This window comes from Curtobacterium poinsettiae, from assembly GCF_025677645.1.
Classification (GTDB): Bacteria; Actinomycetota; Actinomycetes; order Actinomycetales; family Microbacteriaceae; genus Curtobacterium; species Curtobacterium poinsettiae_A.
Genome location: NZ_CP106879.1, coordinates 1,295,734 through 1,322,359 on the forward strand (window position 1 = coordinate 1,295,734; position 26,626 = coordinate 1,322,359).

The following is a 26,626-nucleotide window of genomic DNA, read 5'->3' on the forward strand; positions in this document are numbered from 1 at the left end:
CAGATCGGGTGCGCAGCCTGACAGAGTCGCCGCCGGTGCGGTAGACAGGTCGTCACGCCGAGGTCGTGCCCGAGGACCGGAGCGGACGACCGGCACGGTGGCCCCTGGGCCAGCTGCCGGACGCAACCACACCCGGGCGTGCGCAGCGGCCGGGGCCCGCGCGGATCAGGAGGCATGCTTGCGACGCAGCACGTGCGGCGGCACCACGAACGGGGCGACCCGGTGACCGCGCTCGACGTCAGCCGACAGGACCGCCGCCGGCTCACCACCGGCACCGCCCGCCGACGCCTGGTGACCGTGCGCACGGTGGCGCTCCTGGCGTCCCTCGCCGGTGTCAACTACATCGTGTGGCGCTGGGCGGCCTCGGTGAACTGGCACTCGTGGTGGATCGCGGTGCCGCTGATCCTCGCCGAGACCTACAGCGTCATCGACTCCCTGCTCTTCGCCCTCGGGGCCTGGCGGCTCCGGGAGCGCGGCGAACCACCGGCGAAACCGTCCACCGACGTCACCGTGGACGTCTTCATCACCACCTACAACGAGCCGATCGACCTGGTCGAGCGCACCGCCAGGGCGGCCAAGGCGATCTCCCACCCGCACACCACCTGGATCCTCGACGACGGCAACCGCCCCGAGATGCGTGCGGCGGCCGAGGCGCTCGGCATCGGCGTCATCACGCGCGGCGCCGACTGGGTGGACCGGCCCCGGCACGCCAAGGCCGGCAACCTCAACAACGCCCTGCTCGCGACCCAGGGCGAGTTCCTGCTGATCCTCGACGCCGACCAGGTGCCGGACCCGGCGATCCTCGACCGCACGCTCGGCTACTTCAAGGACCCGAGGATGGCGCTCGTGCAGACCCCGCAGTGGTTCGAGAACGTGCCGGAGTCGGATCCCCTCGGCAGCCAGGCACCGCTGTTCTACGGCCCGATCCAGCAGTCGAAGGACGGCTGGAACGCCGCGTTCTTCTGCGGGTCGAACGCGATCCTGCGTCGCGAAGCGCTCATGCAGCTCGGCATCTCGCGCTACGTGGCCGAGGTCGAGGCGTCCGTGCAGCGCACCCTCGCGACGTCCCGCAAGCTCCTCGCCCGTTCCAGGGAGACCGAGACCGACCCGCGCGTGCTCGCCGCGCTGGACGACGCCGAGCTCGTCGTCGACCAGGCCCGCGAGCAGGTGCGCGCCGGTGAACCCCTCGGGGACGTGACGTACGCGTTCCAGCGCGGGATCGACGCCATCGCGTTCCGGTTCGCCGCCGCCGACCTCGAGTCGGTGCGGAACGACCTGCAGGAACTCGCGGCGATGTCCACCGACGCGAACACCTTCGCCGGTCTCGACGACGCCGCGCTCGACGTGCTCGGCCGGCGTGAGGCCTCGCCGGTCGCCGCCATCGAGTCGATCGCCGTGCTCGCCCGTGCCCTCGACGTCAACCGCGACGACGAGGCGCAGCCGATCATGCCGCTGGCGACGATCTCGGTGACCGAGGACATGGCCACGGCGATGCGCCTGCACGGCCTCGGCTGGAAGTCGGCGTACCACGACGAGATCCTCGCGAAGGGCCTGGCCCCCGAGGACCTGCCGACGATGCTCGTGCAGCGGCTCCGCTGGGCGCAGGGCACCATGCAGGTGTTCTTCCGCGAGAACCCCCTGGTGCAGAAGGGGCTGTCGTGGGGGCAGCGGCTCATGTACTTCTCGACGATGTGGAGCTACCTGTCGGGGTTCGCCGCGATCGTCTACATCGCCGCCCCGGTGCTCTGCCTGTCGTTCGGGGTCGTCCCCGTGCAGGCCTACAGCGTCGACTTCTTCGCCCGGCTCATCCCGTTCCTGGTCCTGAACCAGCTGCTGTTCTGGGTGGTGGCCGCCGGCAGACCGACCTGGCGCGGTCAGCAGTACTCGCTCGCGCTGTTCCCCGTGTGGATCGAGTCGGTGACCAGCGCCTTCGAGAACGTCTTCCGCGGCAAGCCGCTCGGGTTCCGTGTCACCCCGAAGGTGCGGGACGAGACCGAGCAGAAGCCGCGGTGGGACCTGGTCAAGCCCCAGCTCTACGCGATGGGCGCCCTGGTCGCCGCCCTGGTCATGATCGGCATCCGTTACCTGACCGGCCAGGCCGAGGGGATAGCGCCGCTCGTGAACACCGCGTGGGTCGTCTTCGACCTGTTCATCTTCAGCATCGTGATCCGGGCCGTCCGGTACCGCGGACCGGCCACGCCAGCCCAGTCCGAACACGAGTCGAGCACCGCCGGAGGGCCACTGTGAGCACCGTCACCACGTTCGAGGTCGCGGCCGTGCCCGAGTCGCTCGACGTCGTCCAGGACCGCTTCGCCGCGTGGTGGGACGGCCTGGGCATCGACGACGTGCGGATCCGTTTCGCGCTCGAGACCGCGCTCGCCGAGGTCGCCGCGAACATCGTCGAGCACACCGTGCGCACCGACCGGCAGATCGGTCGCCGCTACACGGTGCGGCTCGAGGCGACCGACCGCGAACTGACGGCGGTCCTCACCGACAACGGACTCCCCGTCGACATCGACCTGAGCGCCGTCACCATGGCCGACGTCGAGCAGGAGAGCGGCCGGGGCCTCGCGCTCGCCATCGCTGCGCTCGACCGGTTGGAGCACCGGCACGAGCCCGGCCACAACGTCTGGACCCTTGCGTGCGAGCGGTGAAGAAGCCCGTGGCCCGCGCGGTCGCCCTCCTCGTCACGTTCGCCACACTCCTGCTCGGTGGTGCGCTGCCGGCGTCGGCTGCGTCCGTGCACCCGGCGGCCGCCGTGCAGCCGGCCGAGGGGTCGACGTGGTTCGGCCCCGACCTCGACTGGGCGAGCGACTCGCCCGAGGGGTACGCGGGGCGGCTCGGCGCGACGCCGTCGATGTACGGGGTGTCCGTCGACTACCCGCTCGACCGCACGGCGAAGCAGGAGCTCCTCCGCTCGGCGCGTGCGGCGGCGACCCAGGGTGCGGTGCTCGTGGTGAGCCTCGAACCCGATCGCGCACTCGGGTCGCTCGACACCGCGGACACCCGTGCCGTCAACACCGTGTTCGAGGACCTGCACGACCAGTACGACACCCAGGTGCTCGTGCGGTTCGCACCGCAGATGAACGGCACGTGGGTCCGCTGGGGCCAGCAGCCCACGGAGTTCGTCCGGGTGTTCCGGGCGCTCTCCACGACCGTGCACGCGGGCACGTCGGACGCGCTCATGGTCTGGTCGCCGGGGTACGGCGCCGGCTACCCGTTCGGCGAGTCCGCCGGGCGGCTGCGGAACCTGTCCCCGGTCGACGTCGCGAAGGCGGACACGAACGGCGACGGACAGCTCACCGGCGCCGACGACCCGTACGGGCCGTACTGGCCGGGGGCCGAGGCCGTCGACTGGGTCGGTCTCTCGATGTTCTCGTACGGCAAGGGCGACCCGACCGAGGCCGCCGGTCGTGCCGTGCCGCTCACCCGCAGCGGTGAGGTCGAGTCGCGGTTCGACGAGGACTGGGGCTACGACCAGCCGCAGTCGGACACGTTCTACGACCGGTTCGCGGTGGCCGACGACCGTCCGATGCTGCTCGACACCGGTGCCCTGTACAACCGTGAGCTGCAGGGCGACGCCGAGCTCCAGGTCAAGCGGAGCTGGTGGCGGCAGGTGCTCGCCGCCGTGCAGGAGCGTCCGCTGATCCGGGGCATGACCGTGCTCGAGGCGGAGCGACGCGAGCCCGAGGCCGGCAACCGCGTGGCCGACTGGCGACTCACCGCGGACCCGGCCGTCGCGGAGTCCTTCCGCGCCGACCTCGAGCGGTCCGGCGACTTCGCCTTCGGCCCGGTCACCGACCGCGTGACCGTGCAGCAGGGCAACGCCGCGATCTCGCAGGAGTACGAGACCGGCGGCGACCAGATGGCGTGGATCGTCTGGCTGGCCGCCGGGTTGGCGATCGTGTTCCTGCTGAGCGGGGTGTTCGGGCGGCTCCTGCCGAGCTGGCGCTACCCCGACGACGGCAAGCCCGGCCGTGACCTGCGGCTCGACCTGTTCCGCGGGTTCATCATCCTCGCCGTGGTGATCACCCACATCGAGATCGGCGGGCCGTACTCGTACCTCACGCTGCACGCCGTCGGGGCGATCACCGGCGCCGAGATGTTCGTGTTCCTGTCCGGCATGGTCCTCGGCATGACGTACCCGTTCGCCGTGAAGAAGTTCGGCGAGTGGGCGGCGGCCATCGGGGCGTGGAAGCGCGCGCGCAAGCAGTACGTCGTCACGCTCGTGGTGATCCTGGTGGTCTTCGCGCTGAGCTTCGTCCCGTTCCTGAACACCGACGCCATCACCACGTTCACCGACCGCGGGACGGGCACCGGCGGCGTCGAGGCCGAGGGCCGGGTCTACGACCTGTACCCGAACGCGATGCAGCTGCTCGCCTACCCGCCGCCCTGGTACGCGATCCGCCAGTTCCTGCTGCTCGAGATGGGGCCGTGGCCGTTCAACATCATGGGCCTGTTCGTGGTGCTGAGCCTGTTCATCCCGGTGTTCATCTGGGTGATCCGCCGCGGGTTCTGGTGGGCGCTCCTCGCCGCCAGCTGGGCGCTGTACGTGTTCCAGGCGCTCCACCCCGACTTCCGTCCGCTGAACTCGCAGTTCGAAGCGGTCTTCCCCCTGCTCACCTGGCAGGTCGTGTTCACCCACGGGCTCGTGCTCGGCTACTACCGACGGCAGATCGTCGGTGCGCTCACCGGGCGCCTCGGCAAGGTCCTGGTCGGCATCGCCGTCGGCGGGTACGCGGCGTTCCTGGTCTACGTCTGGGCGGGCGACCACTTCGGGTTCACACCGGTGCCGTTCCCGGCGACGATGTACGAGTCGCTGTACAACACGGCGTACCAGCGGGTGGACCTGCAGTGGGGCCGCCTGGTGGACATCGCGTTCTTCGCGATCGTGTCCTACGCGATCCTCACCGTGTTCTGGAAGCCCATCGCCGCCGCTATCGGCTGGCTCTGGATCCCGCTCGGGCAGGCGAGCCTGTACGTCTTCGTCTGGCAGGTGTTCTTCGCCCTGGCGATCGCGTCGATCCCCGGAGTGCCGTGGGGCGACTTCTGGATCGGGTTCGTGGTGCACACGGCGCTGATCCTGCTGGCCTGGTACATGGTCCGCAAGAAGTTCCTGTTCTCGGTCATCCCGCGCTGATCGTGCGCACGGACGGACAGGAGGCCCGTGGCGGTGTCGCCACGGGCCTCCTGTCCGTCATGCGCTCACACGGTCCGCGTGACCGCCAGCGGCGTCGGGTCCACCGGGTCCGGCGGGACCGGGAGCGACCCGCGGATCTGGTTCTGCGCCTGGCAGTCGCTGGTGCAGTTCGTCGCACCCTGCGACAGCTCGACGGCGTCCTCGCCGAGCACCCCGCCCAGACGTCCGCCGGGCTGGACCGTCCACGTGGTGGTGGTCGTGGTCTGCGAGGTCTTCGTGGCGACCTGCGGGCTGTCCTTGCCGAGGAGCATCTGGTGGGCACCGCTGCCCGACGACACCGCGGCCGTGCCGTCGCCGAAGTTGATCTTGCCGGTGTACGGGTTCGTGAAGTAGAACAGTCCCGCCCCGAGGGTGTGGGTGAAGGTCACCGGTCCCGCGAACTCCGTCTCCATCTGGAAGACGCCGCCCTGGGCGCCGTCCTTCGCCTGGATCTTGAGCTTCCCGGCACCCGTCGAGAAGATCGCGACGAGGGTGTCGTCCTTGACCTCGAGCGACGACAGCTTCGTGCTGGCGAGCTGCGCGGCAGTGAGGGACGGGACCTTCGACGCGAACACCACGGTCGGCTTCGTCACCATCCGCTGGGTGTCGGCAGCGCCGGTCAGCGTGTAGTCATACACGCCGAGGTCGGCGATCCGGATGTCGAAGCCGTTGTGCTTGCCCCGTACCGCGATCGTGCCGGAGACCGCGGTGTCGCGCACCTTGAGTTCCTTGCCCTGAGCGGGGTTCGCCGTGACGCCGTTCACGGTGACGGCGTAGTCGCCACCGGTCGAGGTCTTGCCGGACGCGTTCGCGGGGGAGACCCCGACGAGGGCAGCGGCGGCGACGGTGCCGAGGGCGATCGCGGCGACGATGCCGCTGCCGATCCTGCGTGAGCGCTGGGTGTGCATGGGTTCCTCCTGGTGGGCCTGTCTGGCCGGTACGACCATCGTCGCCGCCGGCCCGACTCCGCACCATCGGACCTTGGTACTAGTACCCGTCAGCAGTGCCCGTTCAGCAGTGCCGGTTCAGCAGTGCCCGTTCACCACCCGTGGTCGCGCGCCCACAGTGCCGCGCTCGTGCGGTCCGCGACGCCGATGCGCCGGAACAGCGAGCCGACGTGCACCTTCACGGTCCGCTCCGCGATGCCGAGCTCCGCGCCGATCTGCCGGTTCGACATGCCTCGGGCGATCCGGACGAGCACGTCCCGTTCACGGGGTGGGAGCTCCGGGTCCCGGTCCACCGCGGCTCCGGCGGCTGTTCCGGGCAAGAGCGCCCGGGCCACCCGGGGGTCGATCGGCGTCTCGTCGCGCGCTGCGGCACGGACCGCCGCGACCACGTCGTCGGGCGCGGCGTCCTTGAGCAGGTAGCCCGTCGCGCCGGCCGCCAACGCGGCCCGCACCCGGTGGTCGTCCGAGAACGTCGTGACGACGAGGACCCGGACCGACGGCAGGAGCGCCCGCACCTGCCGGGTCGCCTCCACACCGCCCGCACCGGGCATCGACAGGTCCATCACGACGACGTCGGGCTGGAGCGTCGGCACGAGCGACACCGCTGCTTCGCCGGTGGCTGCCTCGCCGACGACCTCGCAGTCGTCCGTCGTCCCGAGCACCGCGCGCAGCCCGCTCCGGACCAGCGCGTGGTCGTCGACCAGCAGGACCCTCAACGCAGGGCCTCCGCGTCGACGGGGACCTCGAGGTCCCAGGTGGTGCCGGCACCCGGCGCGGTCCGGAGCAGCAGGGACCCGCCGGTGTCCTCGGCGACCTCGCGCAGCAGGGTGGTGCCGAGGTGTCCGGTGCGGCCGCCCTCGACGACCACGGCGGGGTCGAAGCCCGCCCCGTCGTCGTGCACGACCACCCGGACCGAGCCGCCGGCCTGCGTCACCGTGACGTCCACCCGGGTCGCTTCGGCGTGCTTGACGACGTTCCAGACGGCCTCACGGACGAAGCGCACGACCGCGAGCAGCGCGGCGGAGGACGCTTCGACGACGTCCGGCACCCGCACGGTGGTCGCGAGCCCCGCAGCACGCGCGCGGGCACAGACGTCGTCGAGGGCGGCGCCGAGTCCCTCGGGCGTCGGAGCCGCTGGCCGGATCGTCGCCATCGAGGTCCGCAGCGACGACACCGCACCCCGGAGCACCGTGGCGGCGTCGCGCGTGGCGGGATCGGCACCGAGGGACAGCGCGAGTCCGGCGACGTCCTGCACCGGTCCGTCGTGCAGTTCGGCGGCCATCCGTCGGCGTTCCGCGGCCTCGGCGTCGAGTGCGCGACCGAGCAGCCGCTCCCGCAGGCGCTGCCCGGAACGGATCCGCAGCAGCAACCCGAGCAGCAGCGGCACCAGGAGCGCGAGCACCACGGCCACCGTGCCGAACGCCAGGACGGCGAACGACCGCCGCAGGTCCGCGGCGCGCGCGAGCACCTGGTCGTACGGCTGGTACGCCTCGAACAGCAGCGCCTCGCCGGACGGCGTGTGCACCGCCTGGTACGCCTCGAGCAGCGGCCCGTGCCCGCGCTCGTAGCGGTTCTCCGGCTCGGTCAGGTCCGACACCTCGGCGTCGGAGCGGTCCGACTCCAGCGCCTCCAGGTCCTCGTCGGACAGCGGGAAGCGCTCGCCGACCAGTCGACGTTCGTCCGACCAGAGCACCGTGCCGTCGGCCGCCCAGAGCTTCATCCGAACGGCCGATCCGGCGCGCAGCTCACCGGCCACCGCGTCGTCCAGGCGCGTCCGTGCGGCAGCCCGGTCGACGGCCGGCCGCAACGGGTCGGCGACCGCGTCGAGCAGTGCGGGTTCGACCACGACGCGTGCGAGCGCCGCGGTGTCGCTGGTCGCGTCACGGACGGCGAACGACTCCGCGATGCGCTGCGCCACCAGGGTGCCGGCGGTCGCGACCGCGGCGCCGCCGACGACCGCGGCGAGCACGACGCCGACCAGGACGAGTCGCCAGGGTGTCCGGCCGGTCTGCCGGCGCGGGTCTGCCGCGACGAGCACGACCGGCTCCGCCGCCGTGTCACTGTCCGACGACCGTTGTCCGTGCACCCGGACACCGTAACCGGCGGCGTCCCAACCGGGCGCGCCCGGGGCCCGGATCGCCGCAGAACGCAGGCCTGGAGGCCCGTGGCGGTGTCGCCACGGGCCTCCAGGCCTGCTCGGGGTGCGTCGTACCGCACATGGTGAGCAGGAACGGTCGGGTCGCGGTGCGCGACCCGACCGTTTCTGCTCACGAAGCGGGGAGCCGCTCGCGCAGGGCGCCGCGGACCGACTCCCACCCGGCCAGGCGGTCGCGGATCGCGACGTCCTGCTCGGCGGTCAGCGCGTCCCGGTGCGCCTGTTCGAGCACCTCGTCGATGACGACGCGGCGGCCGCTGCGGGCCGAGGTGATGGCCGCGTCGACCATGGTCAGGCTCATCACGTTGCCGTGCACCTCGCCGTCCGGCACCTCGCCCGAGCGGACCGCCCGGACGAAGGACGCCAGCGAACCGGCGATCTCGTGCCCGACCGACGGCGCCGCTGCCGGGGACCCCGGTGTGCCGTCGAGGTCGCTCGACGGGTCGTGGTCGCCGTCCCAGAGCGCCGTACCGGCCGCTCCGGAGGCACGCCAGTCGCCGTTCCACGAGGTCTCGGCACCTGGCGCGCACCACGAACCGTCGTAGACGTAGCGGACGTCGTCCTCGAACGTGAAGACGGCTGCGGCCGCCGCATCGCCCCGGTACCAGGACCACGAGGGGTTCCACGATTCGCAGTACACCGACACCGGGTCGCGTTCGAGCACGTACCGGGCGGAGTCGAAGGCGTGGATGGCCATGTCGAGCAGCAGGACGTCGTCCATCTCCTCGCGGAAACCACCGAAGTGCGGGGCCTTCGCGAACCGGGTGCTCAGCCCACCCACGGCGCCGAGGTCGCGGACGTGCTGCCGGAACGCGACGAGCTGGTCGTTGTAGCGACGGGACTGCGACACCATGAACAGCTTGCCGGTGGCCTCGGCGGCGGCGGCGAGTGACAGCGCCTCGGCGACGGTCTGTGCGGCCGGTTTCTCGCCGAGCACGGGGAGCCCGGCTCGGAGCGCCTGCAGGGTGACCGGGTGGTGCGCGACCGGCACGGTGATGTCGAGGACGGCCTCGGCACCGGTCTCGGCGGCCAACACCGTCAGGTCCGTGCCGACCGGGATCGACGGGTCGCCGGCGAGCTCGGCCCCGGCGCGGGCGGCGTCGAGGTCGAGGTCGACGATGCCGACCAGCTCGACCTCGGGGTCGGCGGCGACGGTGGCGAGCCAGGCCCGCCCCATCCCGCCGGCGCCGACCTGCAGGACGCGGAGGGGGCTCACGCCTGCGCCCCGTCGCGCTCGGCCGCCGGCTGGCTGGCCGTCGGTTCGGCGGGCTCGGGCTCGGCGTCGTCGAACGGACCGCGGTAGTGCTGCCCGTCGAAGTACTCGCCCAGGTCGTAGCGGCGGAGCGTCGGGATCTCCCGTTCGCGCTCGGGCCGCGCCCACTCGGCGCCGTTCGCGATCACGCGGCGGACGTCCGGGTGGTGGTACACGGGGAAGTCCTGGTCACCGGGGGAGAAGTAGAAGATCTTCCCGAGGCCGCGGCGGTACGTCATGCCGCTCCGGAACACCTCGCCGCCCGTGAAGCCCGAGATGAACACCAGCTCGTCGGGCGTCGGGACGTCGAAGTACTCGCCGTACATCTCCTGCTCCGGGATGACGATCGGGTTCGGCACCCCGCGGGTGATCGGGTGCTGCGGGTTGACGGTCCAGACGAGTTCCTGGTCGTGCTCGCTGCGCCAGCGGAGGGTGCAGGTGGTGCCCATCAGCTTGCCGAAGATCTTCGACCAGTGGCCGGAGTGCAGGACGAGCAGCCCCATGCCGGAGAGCACGTGCCGGTGCACCCGGTCGACCACGGCGTCGTCGACGTCCTGGTGTGCTGCGTGCCCCCACCAGGTGAGGACGTCGGTGTTCGCGAGGACCTCGTCGGTGAGGCCGTGCTCGGGCTCCTGCATGGTGGCGGTCCGGACGACGGCCTCGGGCAGGTGCTCGCGGATGCCGTCCGCGATCGCGCCGTGCATGCCGTCGGGGTACCGCTCGGCGACGTGCTGCTCGACCTGTTCGTGGACGTTCTCGCCCCAGACGGTGATGCGGAGCGGGGTGGTGGTCATGGTGTGTGCCTTTCGGGAGTGGTGGGACCCGGTCACTTGACTGCGCCGCCGGTGGCCCCGGCGGCGATGAACTTCTGCGCCACGAGCAGCAGCACGATGGCGGGGATCGAGGCCATCACCGCGGCGGCCATGACGGTCGACCAGTCGGCGGTGAAGGTGCCGATGTAGTTGTAGATGCCGAGCGTGATCGGCCGGACGTCCTCGGTGGTGGTGAGGGTCAGGGCGAACAGGAAGTCGCTCCAGGTGAACAGGAACGTGAACAGTCCGGCGGTGATCAGGGCGTTGGCACTGATGGGCACGACGACCGAGCGGAAGGCCCGGAAGTTGCCGGCACCGTCGACCTTCGCGGCCTCGATGATCGACGGCGGGATGTTCTGCATGAACGCCCGCATGATCAGGATCGCGAAGGGCACGCCGGCGGTGCTGTCGGCCAGGATCAGCCCCGGCACGGTGTTGAGCAGACCGAGGTCGTTGTACGCCGCGTACAGGGCGTTCGCGACGACGATGCCGGGGATCATCTGCGAGATGAGGATGCCGAACAGCACCGCGTTGATGCCCTTGACCTTGAACTGGGCGAGCGCGTAGGACGCCGGCGTCGCGATGAGCAGGCTGACGACGACACTGCCCAGGGCGATCCCCAGGCTCGTGACCAGGGCGCCGCCCTGGTCGGCGATCGCCTGCGCGTAACCGCCGAGCTGCGCGTTGATCGGGAACCAGGCGGCCTCGATCGCGGAACCGGCCGGCTGCAGCGAGATGTTGATCATCCAGTAGACGGGGAACAGCATCACGGCGAGGATCAGGATCCCGACGCCGGACAGCACCCACTGCTTCGCGCTCGTGGGACGGACGGGTCGCCGGGTGCCGCGGGTGACCACCGCGCGGGTCCGGAGGAGGTCGTTGGTCGGCGCTGCGTCAGTCATCGACGGCCTTCCTGTTGAGGCGGAGGTAGACGATCGCGAACAGGGCGGAGATCACGATGAGGATGTTGCTCAGCGCGGCGCCCTGACCGAAGTCGAACTGCTTGAACGACAGGTCGTAGGACTGGGTCGCGATGGTCTGGGTGGCGTTCGCCGGACCGCCGTTCGTCAACCCGAGGATGATGTCGAGCACCTTGATCGTGTAGACGACGCCGAGCACGAGCGTGACGCTCACGACCGGTCGCAGCATCGGCCAGGTGATCGCCCAGAAGGCCTTCCACCCGGTCGCGCCGTCGAGTGCCGCTGCCTCGTACAGCTCGGTGGGGATGTCCTGCAGACCGCCGTACAGGATCGTGGTGTTGAAGGGGATCCCGATCCAGATGTTCACCGCGATGACGGTGATGAGCGCCACGGCGGGGCTCGTCAGCCACGGGACCGACGGGATGCCGAAGGTGCCGAGGAACTGGTTGACGACGCCCGAGTCCTGGTCGAGCATCCACTTCCAGACCGCGCTCGAGACGATGAGCGGCAGCAGCCAGGGCAGCAGGAGCAGCGAGCGCAGGAGGCCGGACAGCGGGAAGTTCCGGCGGAAGAACAGGGCGAGCAGCAGGCCGAGGACGAACTGGCCGACGATCGACCCGATCGTGAACAGCGCCGTGTTGAGCATCGCCGTGCCGAACAGCTGTGACGAGACGACCGAGGCGTAGTTCGCCAGGCCGACCCACGGGGCCTCGCCCGTGTAGAACGTCGACGTCGTGTACGCCTGGAAGCTCATGACGATGTTCTTGACCACCGGGTAGCCGAAGAACAGCAGCAGGAACAGGACGGCCGGCAGCAGGAACAGCAGCTGCGCGATCCGTTCGAAGCGCAGCGAGCGGCCCGGGCGGGGCCGCCGGGACGGAGCGGGTGCTCCGTCCCCGGCGGCCCGCCGTGGGGCGACGGGGGTCGCGGTGCTCGTCATGCTCAGTTGCTCGACTGCGCGTTCTGCAGGGCGTCGGCCGGCGAGTCCTGCCCGGTCAGCGCCGACTGCACGGCCGTGTAGATCTTCGTCGCGGCCTTGGGCCAGTCGGCACCGAGCTCGCCCGTGCGGGCGCGGGCATCGGCGACGAGGTCGACGAACACCTGCTCCTCGGGGACGTCCTTGCCGAACTGCTGCGCGACGTCGGTCTTCGAGGGGATCGTGTACCGCAGCTTCGCCATCGCGAGCTGGTTGGCGTCGCTGTTCATGCAGTCCACGATCTTCGCCGCGACGGCCTGCTTCGCCTTGTCACCGGTGTTCGGGACGGTCCAGACCTCGCCACCGAGCGGGGCCACGGCCTTGTCGCTGGCCGACTGCACGGGGATCTGGGCGATCCCGTAGTCGACCTTCGACTCCTTCAGACCGGGGATCTGCCACGGGCCGTTGATCATCATCGCGGCCTTGCCGGCCATGAACTGGTCGTTCACGTCGGCCTGGGTCCAGTTCACGACGCTCTTCGACATCGAGCCGTCGTCGACCAGGCCCTTCCAGAGCGACAGTGCTTCCTCGGTCTCCGGGGTCGCGATGTCCTTCTCGTCGCCGCCGTTCGACCACATGAACGGCAGGAACTGCCAGGTGCCCTCGTAGGTGGCGTTGGCGTCGACGGCGAACCCGTACTGGTCGCCCTTCGTCAGCTTCGCCGCGGCGGACTGCAGCTCGTCCCACGTCTTCGGCGGGGTGACACCTGCCTCGGACAGCACCTTCTTGTTGTAGAAGAGCGCGATGGTGTTCACGGTGGGGGCGAGGCCGTAGACCTCGTCCTCGTAGGTGCCGGCCTGCAGCACGCCCTTGGCGTACCCGTCGGTCGAGATGTCGTAGTCGGACAGCGGCGACAGCGCACCGGTCTCGGCGATCTGCTGCAGGTCCGGGTTGTCGAGCATCAGGACGTCCGGCAGGGTCTTCGACGACGCCTGCTGCAGGACCTTCTGGATGAGCGACGAGCCGGGCACCAGACTGCGCTTGATGGTGACGTCGTTCTCGGCCCCGCACTTGTCGAGGTACTCGCCGATGACCTTCTTGTCGTTGCCCTGGTTGTAGTAGTCGAGCACGGTGATGGAGTCCACCTTGCCGCCGGAGCTCGCGGACGAGCCACCGGAACAACCGGCGAGGACGAGGGGGACGGCCGCCAGCATGGCGACCGCGCTGAGGACCTGAGGCGTCCTGCGGTGTCGAGGCTTCATTGCTTCGCTCTTCTCTGGATGGTTGCCGGACACGAGTCGAACGTGTCGCTCGTGGATCGGGGACGACCGGACCAGAACCGCTCCGTCGCGTCCCGAGTGGGGTCGAAGCTAGCATCGAAGCGGTGAGATGGTAAAGCGCTTAGACGAACTTTTTCGGGCACCGCCCCCGCTACAGTGAGCGGGACAGGGTGAGGGGGCGGCATGGCGACGATGCAGCAGGTCGCCGACCGAGCGGGCGTCTCGATCGCGACGGTGTCCTTCGTCGTGAACGGCAACAAGCGCGTGTCCGCCGACACCCGTGCCCGGGTCACGGCGGCGATGCGCGAGCTGGGCTACCGGAACAACGTGGTCGCCCGGGCGCTGGCATCGCGCCGCACCCGGATCCTCGCGCTCGTGTTCCCGGTGCTCGAGCACCGACTCGGCCAGACCGCGCTGCAGTTCTTCACGAGTGCCGCGAGCCGCGCCTCGGAGCTCGGGTACCACCTGGTGCTCTGGCCGGCGGTGACGACGGCGGACGACGTGCAGGACCTCATCTCGGGCGGTCTCGCCGACGGGGTCGTGGTGATGGAGGTCACGATGCACGACCCCCGGATCGCCCGGCTGGCCGAGCTCGAGGTCCCGTTCGTCGCGATCGGCCGCACCGCCGACCCCTCGGGCATCTCGTACGTCGACATCGACTTCGAGCGCACCGTCGAGGATGCCCTCGACCACCTCACCGGGCTCGGGCACCGTCGGATCGGGCTCGTGGTCGAGGACCTCGACGGCACCACCATGGCCGACTACGGGCCGAAGGTCCGCTCCGAGGCGGCGTTCCACGCCGGCATCGAGCGCCGCGGCCTGATCGGCACCGTGGTCGCCGCCGGTGCCTCCGCCGAGGGCGGGCGCCGTGCGGCGGCGGACCTGCTGGTGCGCGACCCCGACGTCACGGCCGCGATCATCATGAAGGACGACTCGAACTTCGGGCTCGTCAGCGGGTTGCGGGCCGGCGGGCGCCGGGTCCCCGCGGACGTCTCCGTCATCGCGATCGTGTCCTCCGACGGCGCCGGGGCCGCGACCGAACCGGTGCTCACGACGCTGAACGCCCCCGGCCCGGAGCTCGGCCGCCTGGCGGTCGAGTCGCTGGTCGATCGCCTGGAGGGCGGCAGCACCGAGCGCACGCACACGCTCATCCCGTGCGCTCTGCACCTGGCCGACTCGACGGCCCCCGCCCCCGCCTGACCCCCTGCCGGCCTGGAGGCACGGGGCGGCCCCGCCACGTGCCTCCAGGCCGCCGGATGGTGAGCCGAGTCTCGGCTGGCCGGACGGGATGCGCCGTCGTGTCCCCGTGGGATGTCCGCGGACCCGAGACTCGGCTCCGCTCCTCGCCGCCGGCACCGCCTGGCGGACAGACCAGGCTCCGCCTGGTTGTGTGGACGTACAGGTTCGCAGCACCACACGTCGAGGAGGACGGATGGCAATCGACCGGAGGACGTTCATGCTCGGGGGAGCGGGGGTGCTGCTGCTCGCCGGCTGCTCCACCCGACCCGAGCGCACGCGGGTCGAGGACTGGCCCACCGAACCGCCCGAGGGCGAGGCGACGATCAGCTGGTGGGCCGGTCAGGTCGCCTCGAAGGACGGCGGGGACCTGCGGCGCCGGCTCATCGCGGAGTTCCAGAAGGAGCACCCGAACATCCGCGTCCGGATCGTCAGCGCCCCGAGCGACACCGACACGAACCGCACCAGCCTGACGACCCAGATCGCGGCCGGCAGCAGCACGCCGGACGTCTACCTCGGTGACGTCGCCTGGCCCGGGCAGTTCGCGAAGAACAAGCTCGCGACCCCCGTGAACCAGCTCGTCGGCGAGGACTTCTTCGACCAGTTCCCCGAGGGCCTGCGGCTGGCGGCGAGCGTCGACGGGACGTACTACATGTTCCCGCTCTACATCGACGAGTCGTTCTTCCTGTACCGGAAGGACCTGCTCGCGAAGCACTCCCTGCAGGTGCCGGGGTCGTGGGAGGAAGTGCGCGAGACCGCCGCGAAGCTCGTCGACACCGGCGACGTGTCGTACGGGTTCGCGTTCCAGGGCGACGTGTACGAGGGGCTGACCTGCAACGTCACCGAGTTCGTCGCCGACGCGGGCGGGTCGCTGCTCAACGACGACCTCACGAAGCCCGAGACCACGAGTTCCGAGACCAAGCGCGCGTTCGAGTTCATGCGGTCGCTGGTCACGTCCGGAGCGTCTCCACGGGCCACCCTGACGTACCAGGAGCAGGACACCAACGACGCCTTCTCCGGCGGCCGTGCGGCCTTCCTCCGCAACTGGTCGTACGCCTGGGGGATCGCGAACGGCCCGGACAGCCACGTCGCCGGCAAGGTGGGTCTCGCCGCCCGGCCGACGTTCGACGGCATGGACGAGCACCACTCGACGATCGGGGGGTGGGGGAACTACATCAACCCGCACACCCAGGAACCCGCGGCGGCGCTGACCTTCGCGCGCTGGATGTCGAGCGAGCCCGCGCAGCAGTTCCTGACCCGCGAGGGCGGGGTCCTGCCGGCTCGGTCGGCGAGCCTCGTCAGTGCGGACGCGAAGCGGCAGGAGCGCCCGACCTACGACACGGCAGCGGGCATCACGCTCGTGCCCCGCCCGACCTCGACGGCCTACTACCCGAAGGTCTCGCAGGGCGTCTACCAGAACGGCAACAGCATCCTCGGCGGGCAGGCGTCCGTCGACGGCGGCACCAGCGCGATGGCCTCCGCCATCTCGCTCGCCCTGCAGGGAGCGGCGCTGTGAGCGTCGGCACGGCGACACGACCGGCACGGCCTGGAGGCACGGGTCGCGTCGATCCGCCGCCCCGACCGACGGGGCGGTCGCGTCTCGACCGCATCCGCGCGCGGGGCGCGTGGGGCTTCGCAGCCCCGGCGCTCCTGGTGGTCGCCGCCGTGACGATCTTCCCGGTCGTGTACTCGGTCGTCCTGAGCTTCGCGGACGTCGAGGTCGGCTACGAGGGCTTCACGATCCAGTCGTTCGGGTTCGACAACTACGCGGCACTGCTGCAGAGCGCCGACTGGTACCGGGCGCTCGGCTTCACGGTGCTCTACACGGTTGTGACGGTGTCGGTTGAGCTCGTGCTCGGCATGCTCGTCGCACTGGTGCTCGAGCGGCTCGGGGTCACCCGCGGCTGGATGCTCGCGCTCATGCTCGTCCCGTGGTCCCTCGTCACCATCGTCAACGCGCAGCTGTGGAAGTACATCTACGACAGCACCTACGGCGTCGCGACGTGGTTCTTCGGCCTGTTCGGGGACGCCCCGGTGATCCTCGGCGAACCGGTGCCCGCGATCACCGGGCTCATGGTCGCGGACATCTGGAAGACGACGCCGTTCGTCGCGATCATCCTGCTCGCGGGGCTCGTGCAGATCTCCGAGGACCACTACGAGGCCGCCGAGCTCGACGGCGCGAGCACCTGGCAGACGTTCTGGCGCGTCGTGCTGCCGCAGCTCACCCCGACCCTGACGATCGCGGTGCTGTTCCGCATCCTGCAGGCGTTCGGTGTGTTCGACCTGCCGTTCGTGCTGACGAACGGCGGACCGGGAACCGCCACCCAGTCGCTCGCGATCATGGGCTACAAGGTGCTCTTCCAGGACATCAACATCGGACCGGGCGCGGCGATCGCGACCTCCACCGCGGTCATCGTCGCGGCCGGGTGTCTGCTGTTCCTCCGGGCGTTCCGGAACCAGGCGAAGGGAGGGGACGACTGATGCCCCGTCAACGTGTGCGCAAGGGATGGCGCAAGTGGGTCAACACCGTCAACGTCAGCGGTGTCGTCATCGCGGTGCTCACCGCGCTGCCGCTCTACTGGCTCGTCACGACGTCGCTCAAGCCGGCGTCCGAGATCGGGCAGTCGCCGCCCACGGTCTGGCCGCGGTCGTTCACCTTCGACAACTTCGTGGTGGCCTTCCGCGACAACGCGCTCGGTCAGTACATGGTGAACAGCGTCATCGTGTCGGTGTCGACCACGGTGATCGTGCTCGCGCTGGCGTTCCTCGCCGGGTACGCCCTGGCCGGCCGGTTCATCCGGGGGCGCACGGCGATCATGACCTCGCTGCTCATGCTCTCGGTGTTCCCGGCGATCGCGGTGCTGACGCCGCTGTACCTGCTCGAGCGAAACCTGGGGCTGCTCAACTCGTACCCGGGCCTGATCGTGCCGTACGTGGCGTTCAACCTGCCGTTCGCCATCTGGATCATGCGGAACTACCTGCAGGGGATCCCGTCGACGATCGAGGAGGCGTCCGAGATCGACGGCGCCGGCGCGTGGCGGACCGTGCTGTCGGTGATCCTGCCCATGGCGAAGCCGGGCCTGTTCACGGTCGGCGTCTTCACCTTCACGGCCTCGTGGAGCGAGTTCCTGATGGCGCTGACCTTCAACAGCGAGAACTCGTTCCGGACGATCCCGGTCGGCATCGCGCTCTTCGGGACGCAGTTCACGGTGCCGTTCGCGCAGATCTTCGCCGCGAGCGTCGCTGCGACGGTGCCGATCGTCATCCTGGTGCTCGTGTTCCGTCGCTCGATCGTGTCCGGTCTGACCTCCGGCGCAGTGAAGGGATGACGGGTGTCGGGCACGCGGAGATACGTAGGGATCTTACCTAGCTGCGCATGCTGGACATTCGTCCGGGCGTCGTCCTGACCGCCCGTACCCTGCCGTCAGGGGCTCGGTGCGCCGAGGTCGACGGCTGCGACGATGCGGTCGATGATCCGCACGAACCTGGCCCGCTCCCGTTCTGAGAAGGAGGCCATCAGGTCGTGCAGGTGCTTGTTCGTGCCGTCCATCGCGCGCGCGTAGTCGCGGCGGGCAGCATCGGTCAGCTCGATGTGTCGGCTCCGGCCGTCATCCGGGTTCGGGACACGACTGAGGTGTCCGCTGTGCTCGAGGCGGTCCACCATCCCGGTGACCGCCGGGCCGGTGAGCCCCAGGTGCTTCGACAGGTCCTTCACGCGAACCGTCCGGCCCGCTTCCTCGGCGCGCGAGACGAACTGCAGCAGCGTCAGGTCGCCGCCGGAGACGCCGAGCTCGTCGCGCAGGCGCCCGCGCAGTTCGGACACCGCGGCCTCGAGCCGGGTCAGGGCCGCGTCCAGGTCGAGATCGCTCACGACAACGCCCCCTCTGCACGGGTCTCGTCAGCATCACGATACGCCGCAGTCACCGACCCAGCGTATCCACATAACGCGGGGCGTGGAACGGCGCAGGTGACGACGACGGATGCGCGGCACCGTGGCTGACCGCTTCCCGACCCCGGTGTCCGCTCTCCGCGCCGGTGAACCGGTCCGTTTCGAGGTGTCCGGCGGGGACCCCGACTCGGCTGAGCGCGACCTCGCTGCCGTCCACGGCGCCGATCGGTGGTCCGTCCGGCGCATCGACGACGAGTTCTCGTACCGGTACACGGCCGTCGGGGACTCCGACGTGAGCATCCGGCGTTCGCAGCTCCGCGGTGCCGTGCGCGGCTCGGTGCCCGTCGGTGCCGACTACGTGGTGACGTGGATCACCAGCGGGACCGCGCACCTGGACTCGGGGCACGTCCGGATGGAGTTGCACCGGGACGTCCCCGTGCTCCTGCCACCCGAGGACGAATTCGTGTTCACGGCCGAGGACCACGACCAGCGGTTGGTGCACTTCGGGCGGGAGTACGTGCACCGCGTCGCGTTCGAGTACCTGGAGGTCGAGACGACGCCGCTGCGGTTCGACCCGACCCGCATGCCGGAACCGGAGACCGCCGTGCGCTGGCAGGGTGCGCTCGTCGCGCTGTCCCGGGCCCTGCGGGCCGAGGGGCCCGACTCCGACGCCTGGCACGAGGCCAAGTGGTCGGCGGCCACAGCGTTCCTGGACACCTTCCCGCCGCAGGCCGACGACCTGCCCGCGGTGCTCGGCCTGCCCCGGAACGCCCGACTGCGCGCCGCGGTGGAGTACATCCACGCGCACGCCGCCGAGCCCGTCACGGTCCAGGAGCTGTCCGAGGTCGCGGGCCTGAGTGTGCGGTCGGTCCAGGAGTCGTTCCGTCGGGTCTTCGACGTGTCGCCGCTGACGTACCTGCGCGAGGTCCGACTCGACCGGGTGCGCGGCGAACTGCTCGAGCTCGACCCGCAGTCCGGTGTCGTCGGCGACGTCGCCCGACGGTGGGGGTTCGCCCACCTCGGCCGGTTCTCGGCGGCCTACGCTGCGCGGTTCGGCGAGTACCCGAAGCAGACCCTGCGCCGCTGACGACGGCCGGTGCTCAGCGGCCGGACGCCGACCTCGGAGCGGGGCCCGTGCTCGCACGCACGCGCAGGGTCGTGGGGAGCCGGACGTGGTCCGTGGTCGGTTCGCCACGGAGCATGGTCAGGAGCATCTGCACCGCGTGCGACCCGAGTTCGGCGAGTGGCTGGGACACCGTGGTGAGTGGCGGCGTCGTGGTGGACGCCTGCGGCACGTCGTCGAAGCCCACGACCGACAGGTCCTGGGGCACGCGGAGCCCGACCTCGGCCGCCGCGCGCAGCACACCGATCGCCGACGAGTCGTTCGCGGCGAACACCGCGGTGGGGCGGTCGGCGAGGGTCAGGAGCTCGCGGGCGACGGCAGCGGACTGGTCCTCCTGGTAGCCGCCGTCACGCAGCAGGCACTCGTCGACCGTGATGCCCGCGGCCGTCAGGGCCGAGCGGTACCCGGCCGCCCGCAGCTGGGCGGAGGCCAGGTCGGCGCGCCCCTGCAGGTGCGCGATGCGGGTGTGCCCGAGTGCGAGCAGGTGTTCGACAGCCTGCACGGCTCCGGCCTCGTTGTCGGCGTCGACGGTGGCGTGCCCCTCGGGCCCGGTGTGCGGGTCGATCGCCACGACGGGGATCGACGAGCTCGACAGTGCCGTGGTCGGGGTGACGACGATCGCGCCGTCGATCAGGGTGCCGGACAGGCGGGACAGCGATCGGCGCTCCCACCCGGGTCGGTCGGCGCCGGTCATCAGGCCGGCGTAGGCGAGGAGCTCGTAGCCGGTGCCGGTGGCCGCCCGCGAGATACCGCGGAGCAGCTCGGTCGAGAACGGCTCGAACTCGGGCACCAGGATGCCGACGACCCCGGTCCGCGAACTCCGCAGGCTCCGGGCGACCAGCGAGGTCTCGTACCCGAGGTCCTCGACCACCTGCTGCACGCGGAGCATCGTGGCGGGTGCGACCCCGTCGCGCTGGTTGATCACCTTGGAGACCGTCGGGATCGAGACCCCGGCCACCCGCGCCACGTCGCCGATCGTCACCCGGCCGGCACCGGGACGCGCGCCGACTGCCGAGTCCATGTGCACACCGTACCGCTGCGCCACCGCGCTCTTGGTAAAGAAAACGTTATCGATATCGATTGACACCGGCCTGGAGCAGCAGGCATGCTCTCCGCAGCGGCAGTCGATGTCGCGCATGTCAACGACGACACTTCAGGAGTTCCACGATGACGAGGAAGATCCGTGCCGCGGCAGCCATCGCGCTGATCGGGGCCACAGCACTGGTGGCCAGTGGGTGCTCGGCGGGCAGCGATGCCTCCGAGGACGGCGGGAAGGTCACGATGACCTTCTGGCACAACTCGACCACCGGACCGGGCAAGGCCTACTGGGCCTCGACGGTCAAGGCGTTCGAGGACAAGTACCCGAACGTCACCATCAAGACCCAGGCGATCCAGAACGAAGACCTGGACGGCAAGCTCCAGACCGCCCTCAACTCCGGCGACGCACCCGACGTCTTCCTGCAGCGTGGCGGCGGCAAGATGGACGCGATGATCGCTGCCGGGCAGCTCATGGACATCTCCGACTCCATCAGCGCCGACGCGAAGAAGTCCATCAGCGCGGGCACGTTCGCCGGGTACGAGAAGGACGGCAAGACCTACGCGATGCCGGGCGCGGTGCTCCCCGAGGGCATCTGGTACTCGAAGGACCTGTTCAAGGAAGCCGGCATCGAGGGCACGCCCACGACGATGGACGAGCTGAACGACGCGATCACGAAGCTCAAGGCCAAGGACATCGACCCGGTCGCCGTCGGCGCGAAGGACGCCTGGCCGGCTGCCCACTGGTACTACAACTTCGCGCTCCGCGAGTGCAGTCAGAAGACGCTCGAGGACGCTGCGAAGTCGCTGAAGTTCGACAACGCCTGCTGGACGAAGGCCGGCGAGCAGCTCGAGGACTTCAACGCCACCAAGCCCTTCAACAACGGCTTCCTGACCACCGCCGCACAGCAGGGTGCCGGCAGCTCCGCCGGTCTCCTCGCCAACCACAAGGCGGCCATGGAGCTCATGGGTGCGTGGGACCCGGGCGTGATCGCGTCGCTGACGCCGGACGCCAAGCCGCTGCCCGACCTCGGCTGGTTCCCGTTCCCCGCGATCGACGGTGGCAAGGGTGACCCGAAGTCGATGATGGGCGGTGTCGACGGCAACTCCTGCTCGGCACAGGCCCCGAAGAAGGCGTGCACCGACTTCCTGAACTTCATCGTGCAGAAGGACAACCAGGAGGCCTACTACAAGGCCTTCAACGCCATCCCGGTCAACAAGGAAGCGCAGTCGGTCGTCGACTCGGACTACCTGAAGTCGGCCCTGGCCGCCTACCAGGAGGCACCGTTCGTCTCGCAGTACCTCGACACCCTGTACGGCCAGAACGTCGGCAACGCGCTGAACACCAGCGTCGTCGACCTGCTCGCCGGCAAGGGTGACGCGAAGGACATCGTCGAGACCACCAACCAGGCTGCGGCCAAGGGCTGAGCATGACCCTCGACACCTCGCTCGGTACGACTCCGGCCACCGGGTCGGACACGGCCGCGGGGACGTCCCCGGCGGGGAGCGGTTCGCCGCTCCCCGCCGGTCGGCGGACCAAGCGCCGCATCGCCGACTGGCGGAAGCGCGTCGAGATCGCGGTCCTCGCCGGACCCGCGGTCATCGTCTTCGTCACGTTCGTGATCCTGCCCGTGGCGCTCGCCGCGTACTACGGGTTCTTCAAGTGGCAGGGCTACGGGCCTCCCACGGACTTCGTCGGGCTGCAGAACTACCTGATCATCTTCCAGGACAAGGCGTTCCACGCGGTCCTGATGCACAACGGCTTCATCGTCGTGCTCTCGCTGGTGCTGCAGGGGCCGATCGCGATCGTGCTCGCCCTGCTGCTCAACCAGAAGATGCACGGCCGCGGGCTCGTCCGCGTGCTCGTCTTCGTGCCGTACGTCATCTCCGAGGTGATCGTCGGCACCGGGTGGAGCCTGATGCTCCAGTCGAACGGCGCCGTGAACGACCTGTTGCAGAGCATCGGCCTGGGCGGACTCCGTGCGGACTGGCTGTCGAACCCCGACATCGCCATCTGGACGCTGCTCGTGATCATCTCGTGGAAGTACATCGGCTTCGCGGTGATCCTGTTCCTCGCCGGCCTGCAGAGCATCCCCGAGGAACTGTTCGAGGCCGCCGCGATCGACGGCGCCGGCTACTGGCAGATCCAGCGGCGCATCACCCTGCCGCTGCTCGGTCCGACCATCCGCATCTGGGCGTTCCTGTCGATCATCGGCTCACTGCAGCTGTTCGACCTCGTCTACATCATCTGGGGCCAGTACATCGCGTCGACCGCGGGCACCTCGACGATGGCGACGTACATGGTCGCCAACGGCCGGACCTCGGGCAACTTCGGCTTCGGCAGCGCCGTCGCGGTCGTGATGTTCGTGATCTCGCTCGTGGTCGCCCTGATCTACCAGCGCTTCGTGCTCCGCCGCGACACCGCGGGTGCACTCACCGAGAGGAAGAACTGATGGCCACCACGAGCATCGTCGCCCCCGGGCGCCGGGCCGTGCGGGAGCGCCGGTCCAGTGCCGCGATCGGACGCGCGAACCCGTTGACCTACGTCGTCGCGATCCTGTTCGTCGCCGCGAACCTGGCACCCGTGCTCTACATCGTGCTGGGCGGCTTCCGGACCAACTCGCAGATCACCACGAGCCCCGCCGGGCTGCCGGCGCCGTTCGAGTTCGGCAACTACGGGTCCGTGCTGTCCAGCGGGATCTTCTGGCAGCAGCTCGGCAACTCCACGATCAGCGCCGTCACGACCACCATCGGGGTCGTCGTGCTCGGGCTGATGGTGAGCTTCGTGCTCGCCCGCTACCGGTTCGCCGGCCGCGGGGCGCTCTACGCCCTGTTCGCCGCGGGCCTGATGTTCCCGATCACCGTCGCGATCACCCCGCTGTACCTGCTCGTCAAGGACCTCGGACTGACGAACAGCCTGGCCGGCGTGATCCTGCCGCAGATCGCGTTCGCGCTGCCGACCACCGTCATCATCCTGGTGCCGTTCCTGCGGGCGATCCCCGACGAGCTCGAGGAGGCCGCGTCGATCGACGGGGCGAGCCGTCTCGGGTTCTTCTTCCGGATGGTCGTGCCGCTGTCGCTGCCCGGGGTCGTCACGGTCGGCATCCTGGCGTTCATCGCCAGCTGGAACAGCTACATCCTGCCGCTGTTCATCCTGAACAACGAGGCCGCGTACACGCTGCCGCTCGGGGTCCAGTCGTTCTCGTCGCAGTACTCCGTCGACACCGCCAAGGTGCTCGCGTTCACCTCGATGTCGATGATCCCGGCGCTCGTGTTCTTCACGATCTTCCAGCGCCGCATCGTCGGCGGCCTGACCGGGGCGGTGAAGGGGTGACCGCGACCGACGCGACGCGGACCGCCGGACGCGACCCGCGCCTCCAGGCCGACAGCGCGACGGACGCGACCGCGACGGACGCGACCGCGACGGACGCGACCGCGACGGACGCGACCGCGACCACCGCCGGCCCCCGCGCCGACGCCCTGCTCGCCGTGATGACCCTCGACGAGAAGGTCGCCCAGCTCGTCGGCTACTGGCTCGACCAGAACGGCGTCGTCGCCCCCATGCAGGGCGAGATGGCGGCTGTGCAGCAGGGCAGCACCCTGGCAGACATCACCCGCGACGGCATCGGGCAGTTCACCCGCGTCTACGGCACCCGCCCCGTCGAACCCGACGAGCGTGCCGCCTGGCTCTGGGCCGAACAGCGCCGCCTGCAGCGCGAGACCCGGCTCGGGATCCCCGCGCTCGTGCACGAGGAGTGCCTGACCGGCCTCGCCGCGTGGAAGGCCGCGACGTTCCCGACCCCGCTGGCGTGGGGTGCGTCGTTCGACCCGCAGCTCGTCGAGCAGGTCGCTGCCGCGATCGGTGCGTCGATGCGCCAGCTCGGCGTCCACCAGGGGCTCGCTCCGGTGCTCGACGTGATCCGTGACCCCCGCTGGGGCCGGGTCGACGAGTGCATCGCCGAGGACCCCTACCTGGTCGGCACGGTCGGCACCGCGTACGTGCGCGGGCTGCAGTCCGCCGGGGTCGACGCGACCCTGAAGCACTTCCTCGGGTACTCGGCGTCGCAGGCGGGGCGGAACCACGCCCCCGTGCACGCCGGGGCGCGCGAGGTGGCCGACGTCTACCTGCCGCCGTTCGAGATGGCGCTGCGCGACGGCGGCGCCCGGAGCGTCATGAACTCGTACGCCGAGATCGACGGCGTGCCCGTCGCGGCGAACGGCGAGCTGCTCACCGACCTGCTCCGCGACCGGCTCGGCTTCGACGGCACGGTCGTCGCGGACTACTTCTCGGTGGCGTTCCTCGAGGTCATGCACGGCATCGCCGCCGATCGTGGCGAGGCCGCGGCGCTGGCGCTCGAGGCCGGCATCGACGTCGAGCTCCCGACCGGTGACGCGTACCTCGAGCCGCTCATCGAGCGCGTCCGCAGCGGTCAGGTGGACGAGGCCCTCGTCGACCGGGCGGTGCTCCGGGTGCTTCGGCAGAAGGAGCGGCTCGGCCTGCTCGAACCGGACGCCTTCGCCGGGGACGCCCCCACCGGCATCGACCTCGACACCCCGCAGCACCAGGTACTCGCACGCCAGCTGGCGGCGAAGTCGCTCGTGCTGCTGTCGAACGGCAGCGCCACCGTCGACGGCGGCAGCGCCACCGTCGACAGCACCGCCCCCGTCCTCCCGCTCGCGCCGGGGGTGTCGGTCGCGGTCATCGGCCCGAACGCCGACCGCGCCGAGGCCCTGCAGGGCTGCTACTCGTTCGCGAACCACGTGCTCGCCTCGCACCCCGACCTGCCGCTCGGCTTCGCGATCCCGACCGTCCGCGAAGCCGTCGCCCAGGCACTCGGCCCGTCGGCGGTCCGCTTCGCAGCGGGCTGCGCCGTCACGGGCGACGACCGGGCCGGCTTCGCCGACGCGGTCGCCGTGGCCTCCGCCTCGGACGTCGCGGTGGTCGTCGTCGGCGACCAGGCAGGGCTCTTCGGCCGCGGCACGGTCGGCGAGGGCAACGACACCGAGTCGCTCGACCTGCCCGGCGTGCAGCGTGAGCTGGTCGAGGCCGTCGTCGCGACCGGTACCCCCACCGTGATGGTGCTGCTCACCGGCCGGCCGTACGCGATCGGCTGGGCGCTCGACGGCGACCAGCCGCGTCCGGCCGCGGTCGTGCAGGCGTTCTTCCCGGGCGAGGGCGGCGGGCTGGCGATCGCCGACCTGCTCACCGGTGCCGCCTCGCCCTCGGGCCGCCTGCCGCTGTCCCTGCCCCGGTCCGCCGGTGCGCAGCCGTTCACCTACCTGCACCCGCGGCTCGGCGGTCCGTCGGACGTCACGGCCGCCGACTCGACGCCGGTGCGGCCGTTCGGCTTCGGTCTCGGCTACACCGACTTCGCCTACGACGAGCTCGTCGTCGATCCGGACGTCCGGTCCGACGGCGTCTTCACCGCGTCGGTGACGGTCCGGAACACCGGGGCCCGTGACGGTGAGGACGTCGTGCAGCTCTACGGGCACGACGTGCACGGCAGCGTCACCAGGCCCGAGGTGCAGCTCCTCGGGTACGCGCGGGTCGCGGTCGCCGCGGGGGAGTCCGCGCGGGTCCGCTTCCGCGTCCCGGTGCAGCGCTTTGCGTTCACCGACCGTCGGATGCGCAAGGTGGTCGAGCCGGGCGACGTGCAGGTCTGGGTCGCGTCGCACGCGGCGGCGTCACGGCCGGGAGGCCCGGTGGCAGCGGGTGGGATCGTCGCCTCGGGCGACGGGCCGGTCCGACACCCCGTCCCCGGCACCGCCACGGAGCGCGCCACCGTCGCGATCACGGGCGCGGTGCACGAGGTCACCCCGGACGATCCCCGCCTGGTGGAGTGGTCGGTCGTCTGACCTGGTGACGGACCACCCGCCCTGGG

General features: G+C 70.6%; 22 protein-coding genes. 12 read left to right on the forward strand and 10 right to left on the reverse strand.

The features are described 5' to 3' along the window. Window positions 1-174: 174 nt before the first annotated feature. The 3 genes from OE229_RS06450 to opgC are packed head-to-tail and all read left to right on the forward strand — an operon-like array spanning window position 175 to window position 5,140. Complete coding sequence (locus OE229_RS06450) at window positions 175-2,247, forward strand: glycosyltransferase (protein WP_259362897.1); 2,073 nt, start codon at window positions 175-177, stop codon at window positions 2,245-2,247. Beyond that, window positions 2,244-2,654 (forward strand): ATP-binding protein, encoded by a 411-nt coding sequence (locus tag OE229_RS06455; RefSeq protein ID WP_262137046.1) that lies wholly within the window; start codon window positions 2,244-2,246, stop codon window positions 2,652-2,654. The genes OE229_RS06450 and OE229_RS06455 overlap by 4 nt, the downstream gene beginning before the upstream one ends. Beyond that, window positions 2,651-5,140, forward strand: coding sequence for an OpgC domain-containing protein (gene opgC, locus OE229_RS06460; RefSeq protein WP_262137047.1), 2,490 nt, complete (start codon window positions 2,651-2,653; stop codon window positions 5,138-5,140). Before OE229_RS06455 ends, opgC begins: the two co-directional genes overlap by 4 nt. A 65-nt stretch (window positions 5,141-5,205) precedes the next feature. Here opgC and OE229_RS06465 read toward each other — a convergent pair whose 3' ends face one another. The 8 genes from OE229_RS06465 to OE229_RS06500 form a co-directional block, all read right to left on the reverse strand. Beyond that, complete coding sequence (locus OE229_RS06465) at window positions 5,206-6,087, reverse strand: hypothetical protein (protein ID WP_262137048.1); 882 nt, start codon at window positions 6,085-6,087, stop codon at window positions 5,206-5,208. 131 nt (window positions 6,088-6,218) lie between these two features. After that, window positions 6,219-6,842: a response regulator gene (locus tag OE229_RS06470; protein WP_259580546.1), complete on the reverse strand. Its 624-nt coding sequence runs from the start codon at window positions 6,840-6,842 to the stop codon at window positions 6,219-6,221. Beyond that, window positions 6,839-8,212 (reverse strand): sensor histidine kinase, encoded by a 1,374-nt coding sequence (locus OE229_RS06475; protein WP_262137049.1) that lies wholly within the window; start codon window positions 8,210-8,212, stop codon window positions 6,839-6,841. The genes OE229_RS06470 and OE229_RS06475 overlap by 4 nt, the downstream gene beginning before the upstream one ends. A 181-nt stretch (window positions 8,213-8,393) precedes the next feature. Then, window positions 8,394-9,497: a Gfo/Idh/MocA family protein gene (locus tag OE229_RS06480; RefSeq protein WP_262137050.1), complete on the reverse strand. Its 1,104-nt coding sequence runs from the start codon at window positions 9,495-9,497 to the stop codon at window positions 8,394-8,396. After that, the gene (locus OE229_RS06485) at window positions 9,494-10,327 is read right to left on the reverse strand and encodes a ThuA domain-containing protein (RefSeq protein WP_262137052.1); all 834 of its coding nucleotides are present in this window, start codon (window positions 10,325-10,327) and stop codon (window positions 9,494-9,496) included. Before OE229_RS06485 ends, OE229_RS06480 begins: the two co-directional genes overlap by 4 nt. Window positions 10,328-10,359: 32 nt before the next feature. Then, complete coding sequence (locus tag OE229_RS06490) at window positions 10,360-11,247, reverse strand: carbohydrate ABC transporter permease (RefSeq protein WP_410007306.1); 888 nt, start codon at window positions 11,245-11,247, stop codon at window positions 10,360-10,362. Next, window positions 11,240-12,205 carry a carbohydrate ABC transporter permease gene (locus OE229_RS06495; RefSeq protein WP_111033625.1) on the reverse strand — a complete coding sequence of 322 codons (966 nt, stop codon included), beginning with the start codon at window positions 12,203-12,205 and terminating at the stop codon, window positions 11,240-11,242. The genes OE229_RS06490 and OE229_RS06495 overlap by 8 nt, the downstream gene beginning before the upstream one ends. Before the next feature lie 2 nt (window positions 12,206-12,207). Further along, a complete protein-coding gene (locus OE229_RS06500; protein ID WP_209133720.1) occupies window positions 12,208-13,443 on the reverse strand; it encodes a sugar ABC transporter substrate-binding protein in 1,236 nt (411 codons plus the stop codon). Between the two features lie 201 nt (window positions 13,444-13,644). Between OE229_RS06500 and OE229_RS06505 the strand changes: the two genes are divergently transcribed. The 4 genes from OE229_RS06505 to OE229_RS06520 all read left to right on the forward strand — a co-directional run bounded on the left by OE229_RS06505 (window position 13,645) and on the right by OE229_RS06520 (window position 18,026). Beyond that, on the forward strand, window positions 13,645-14,661 hold the full coding sequence (locus tag OE229_RS06505; protein WP_259362898.1) for a LacI family DNA-binding transcriptional regulator: 1,017 nt from the start codon (window positions 13,645-13,647) through the stop codon (window positions 14,659-14,661). 232 nt (window positions 14,662-14,893) lie between these two features. After that, window positions 14,894-16,213: an ABC transporter substrate-binding protein gene (locus tag OE229_RS06510; RefSeq protein WP_262137054.1), complete on the forward strand. Its 1,320-nt coding sequence runs from the start codon at window positions 14,894-14,896 to the stop codon at window positions 16,211-16,213. Beyond that, window positions 16,210-17,178 carry a carbohydrate ABC transporter permease gene (locus OE229_RS06515; RefSeq protein ID WP_262137056.1) on the forward strand — a complete coding sequence of 323 codons (969 nt, stop codon included), beginning with the start codon at window positions 16,210-16,212 and terminating at the stop codon, window positions 17,176-17,178. Before OE229_RS06510 ends, OE229_RS06515 begins: the two co-directional genes overlap by 4 nt. Continuing rightward, window positions 17,178-18,026, forward strand: coding sequence for a carbohydrate ABC transporter permease (locus tag OE229_RS06520; RefSeq protein WP_247737520.1), 849 nt, complete (start codon window positions 17,178-17,180; stop codon window positions 18,024-18,026). The genes OE229_RS06515 and OE229_RS06520 overlap by 1 nt, the downstream gene beginning before the upstream one ends. 95 nt (window positions 18,027-18,121) lie before the next feature. Here OE229_RS06520 and OE229_RS06525 read toward each other — a convergent pair whose 3' ends face one another. Beyond that, complete coding sequence (locus OE229_RS06525) at window positions 18,122-18,568, reverse strand: MarR family winged helix-turn-helix transcriptional regulator (RefSeq protein ID WP_182066456.1); 447 nt, start codon at window positions 18,566-18,568, stop codon at window positions 18,122-18,124. Between the two features lie 121 nt (window positions 18,569-18,689). Here OE229_RS06525 and OE229_RS06530 point away from each other — a divergent pair, with 121 nt between their 5' ends. Continuing rightward, window positions 18,690-19,673: an AraC family transcriptional regulator gene (locus tag OE229_RS06530; RefSeq protein ID WP_182066457.1), complete on the forward strand. Its 984-nt coding sequence runs from the start codon at window positions 18,690-18,692 to the stop codon at window positions 19,671-19,673. A 13-nt stretch (window positions 19,674-19,686) separates the two neighbouring features. Here the strand turns inward: OE229_RS06530 and OE229_RS06535 are convergent, their stop codons facing one another. Further along, on the reverse strand, window positions 19,687-20,730 hold the full coding sequence (locus OE229_RS06535) for a LacI family DNA-binding transcriptional regulator (RefSeq protein WP_209133714.1): 1,044 nt from the start codon (window positions 20,728-20,730) through the stop codon (window positions 19,687-19,689). Between the two features lie 146 nt (window positions 20,731-20,876). Here OE229_RS06535 and OE229_RS06540 point away from each other — a divergent pair, with 146 nt between their 5' ends. From OE229_RS06540 to OE229_RS06555, 4 genes are read left to right on the forward strand one after another with little or no spacing between them, the layout of a single operon-like run. Beyond that, window positions 20,877-22,172, forward strand: a complete 1,296-nt coding sequence (locus tag OE229_RS06540; protein WP_182066459.1) for an ABC transporter substrate-binding protein — start codon at window positions 20,877-20,879, stop codon at window positions 22,170-22,172. 2 nt (window positions 22,173-22,174) lie between these two features. Continuing rightward, complete coding sequence (locus OE229_RS06545) at window positions 22,175-23,197, forward strand: carbohydrate ABC transporter permease (protein WP_182066460.1); 1,023 nt, start codon at window positions 22,175-22,177, stop codon at window positions 23,195-23,197. Further along, entirely contained in the window at window positions 23,197-24,078 is an 882-nt protein-coding gene (locus OE229_RS06550) for a carbohydrate ABC transporter permease (protein WP_111024614.1), read from the forward strand. The genes OE229_RS06545 and OE229_RS06550 overlap by 1 nt, the downstream gene beginning before the upstream one ends. After that, window positions 24,075-26,600, forward strand: a complete 2,526-nt coding sequence (locus OE229_RS06555) for a beta-xylosidase/alpha-l-arabinosidase (protein ID WP_410007307.1) — start codon at window positions 24,075-24,077, stop codon at window positions 26,598-26,600. The genes OE229_RS06550 and OE229_RS06555 overlap by 4 nt, the downstream gene beginning before the upstream one ends. The last annotated feature ends 26 nt before the right edge of the window (window positions 26,601-26,626 follow it).

Excerpts from the sequence above, each read along its gene's own strand:
- OE229_RS06450 (WP_259362897.1), top strand. The coding sequence starts at position 175 with ATGCTTGCGACGCAGCACGTGCGGCGGCACCACGAACGGGGCGACCCG.
- OE229_RS06465 (WP_262137048.1), bottom strand. The coding sequence starts at position 6,087 with ATGCACACCCAGCGCTCACGCAGGATCGGCAGCGGCATCGTCGCCGCG.
- OE229_RS06485 (WP_262137052.1), bottom strand. The coding sequence starts at position 10,327 with ATGACCACCACCCCGCTCCGCATCACCGTCTGGGGCGAGAACGTCCAC.
- OE229_RS06490 (WP_410007306.1), bottom strand. The coding sequence starts at position 11,247 with ATGACTGACGCAGCGCCGACCAACGACCTCCTCCGGACCCGCGCGGTG.
- OE229_RS06495 (WP_111033625.1), bottom strand. The coding sequence starts at position 12,205 with ATGACGAGCACCGCGACCCCCGTCGCCCCACGGCGGGCCGCCGGGGAC.
- OE229_RS06500 (WP_209133720.1), bottom strand. The coding sequence starts at position 13,443 with ATGAAGCCTCGACACCGCAGGACGCCTCAGGTCCTCAGCGCGGTCGCC.
- OE229_RS06505 (WP_259362898.1), top strand. The coding sequence starts at position 13,645 with ATGGCGACGATGCAGCAGGTCGCCGACCGAGCGGGCGTCTCGATCGCG.
- OE229_RS06510 (WP_262137054.1), top strand. The coding sequence starts at position 14,894 with ATGGCAATCGACCGGAGGACGTTCATGCTCGGGGGAGCGGGGGTGCTG.
- OE229_RS06520 (WP_247737520.1), top strand. The coding sequence starts at position 17,178 with ATGCCCCGTCAACGTGTGCGCAAGGGATGGCGCAAGTGGGTCAACACC.
- OE229_RS06535 (WP_209133714.1), bottom strand. The coding sequence starts at position 20,730 with ATGGACTCGGCAGTCGGCGCGCGTCCCGGTGCCGGCCGGGTGACGATC.
- OE229_RS06540 (WP_182066459.1), top strand. The coding sequence starts at position 20,877 with ATGACGAGGAAGATCCGTGCCGCGGCAGCCATCGCGCTGATCGGGGCC.
- OE229_RS06545 (WP_182066460.1), top strand. The coding sequence starts at position 22,175 with ATGACCCTCGACACCTCGCTCGGTACGACTCCGGCCACCGGGTCGGAC.
- OE229_RS06550 (WP_111024614.1), top strand. The coding sequence starts at position 23,197 with ATGGCCACCACGAGCATCGTCGCCCCCGGGCGCCGGGCCGTGCGGGAG.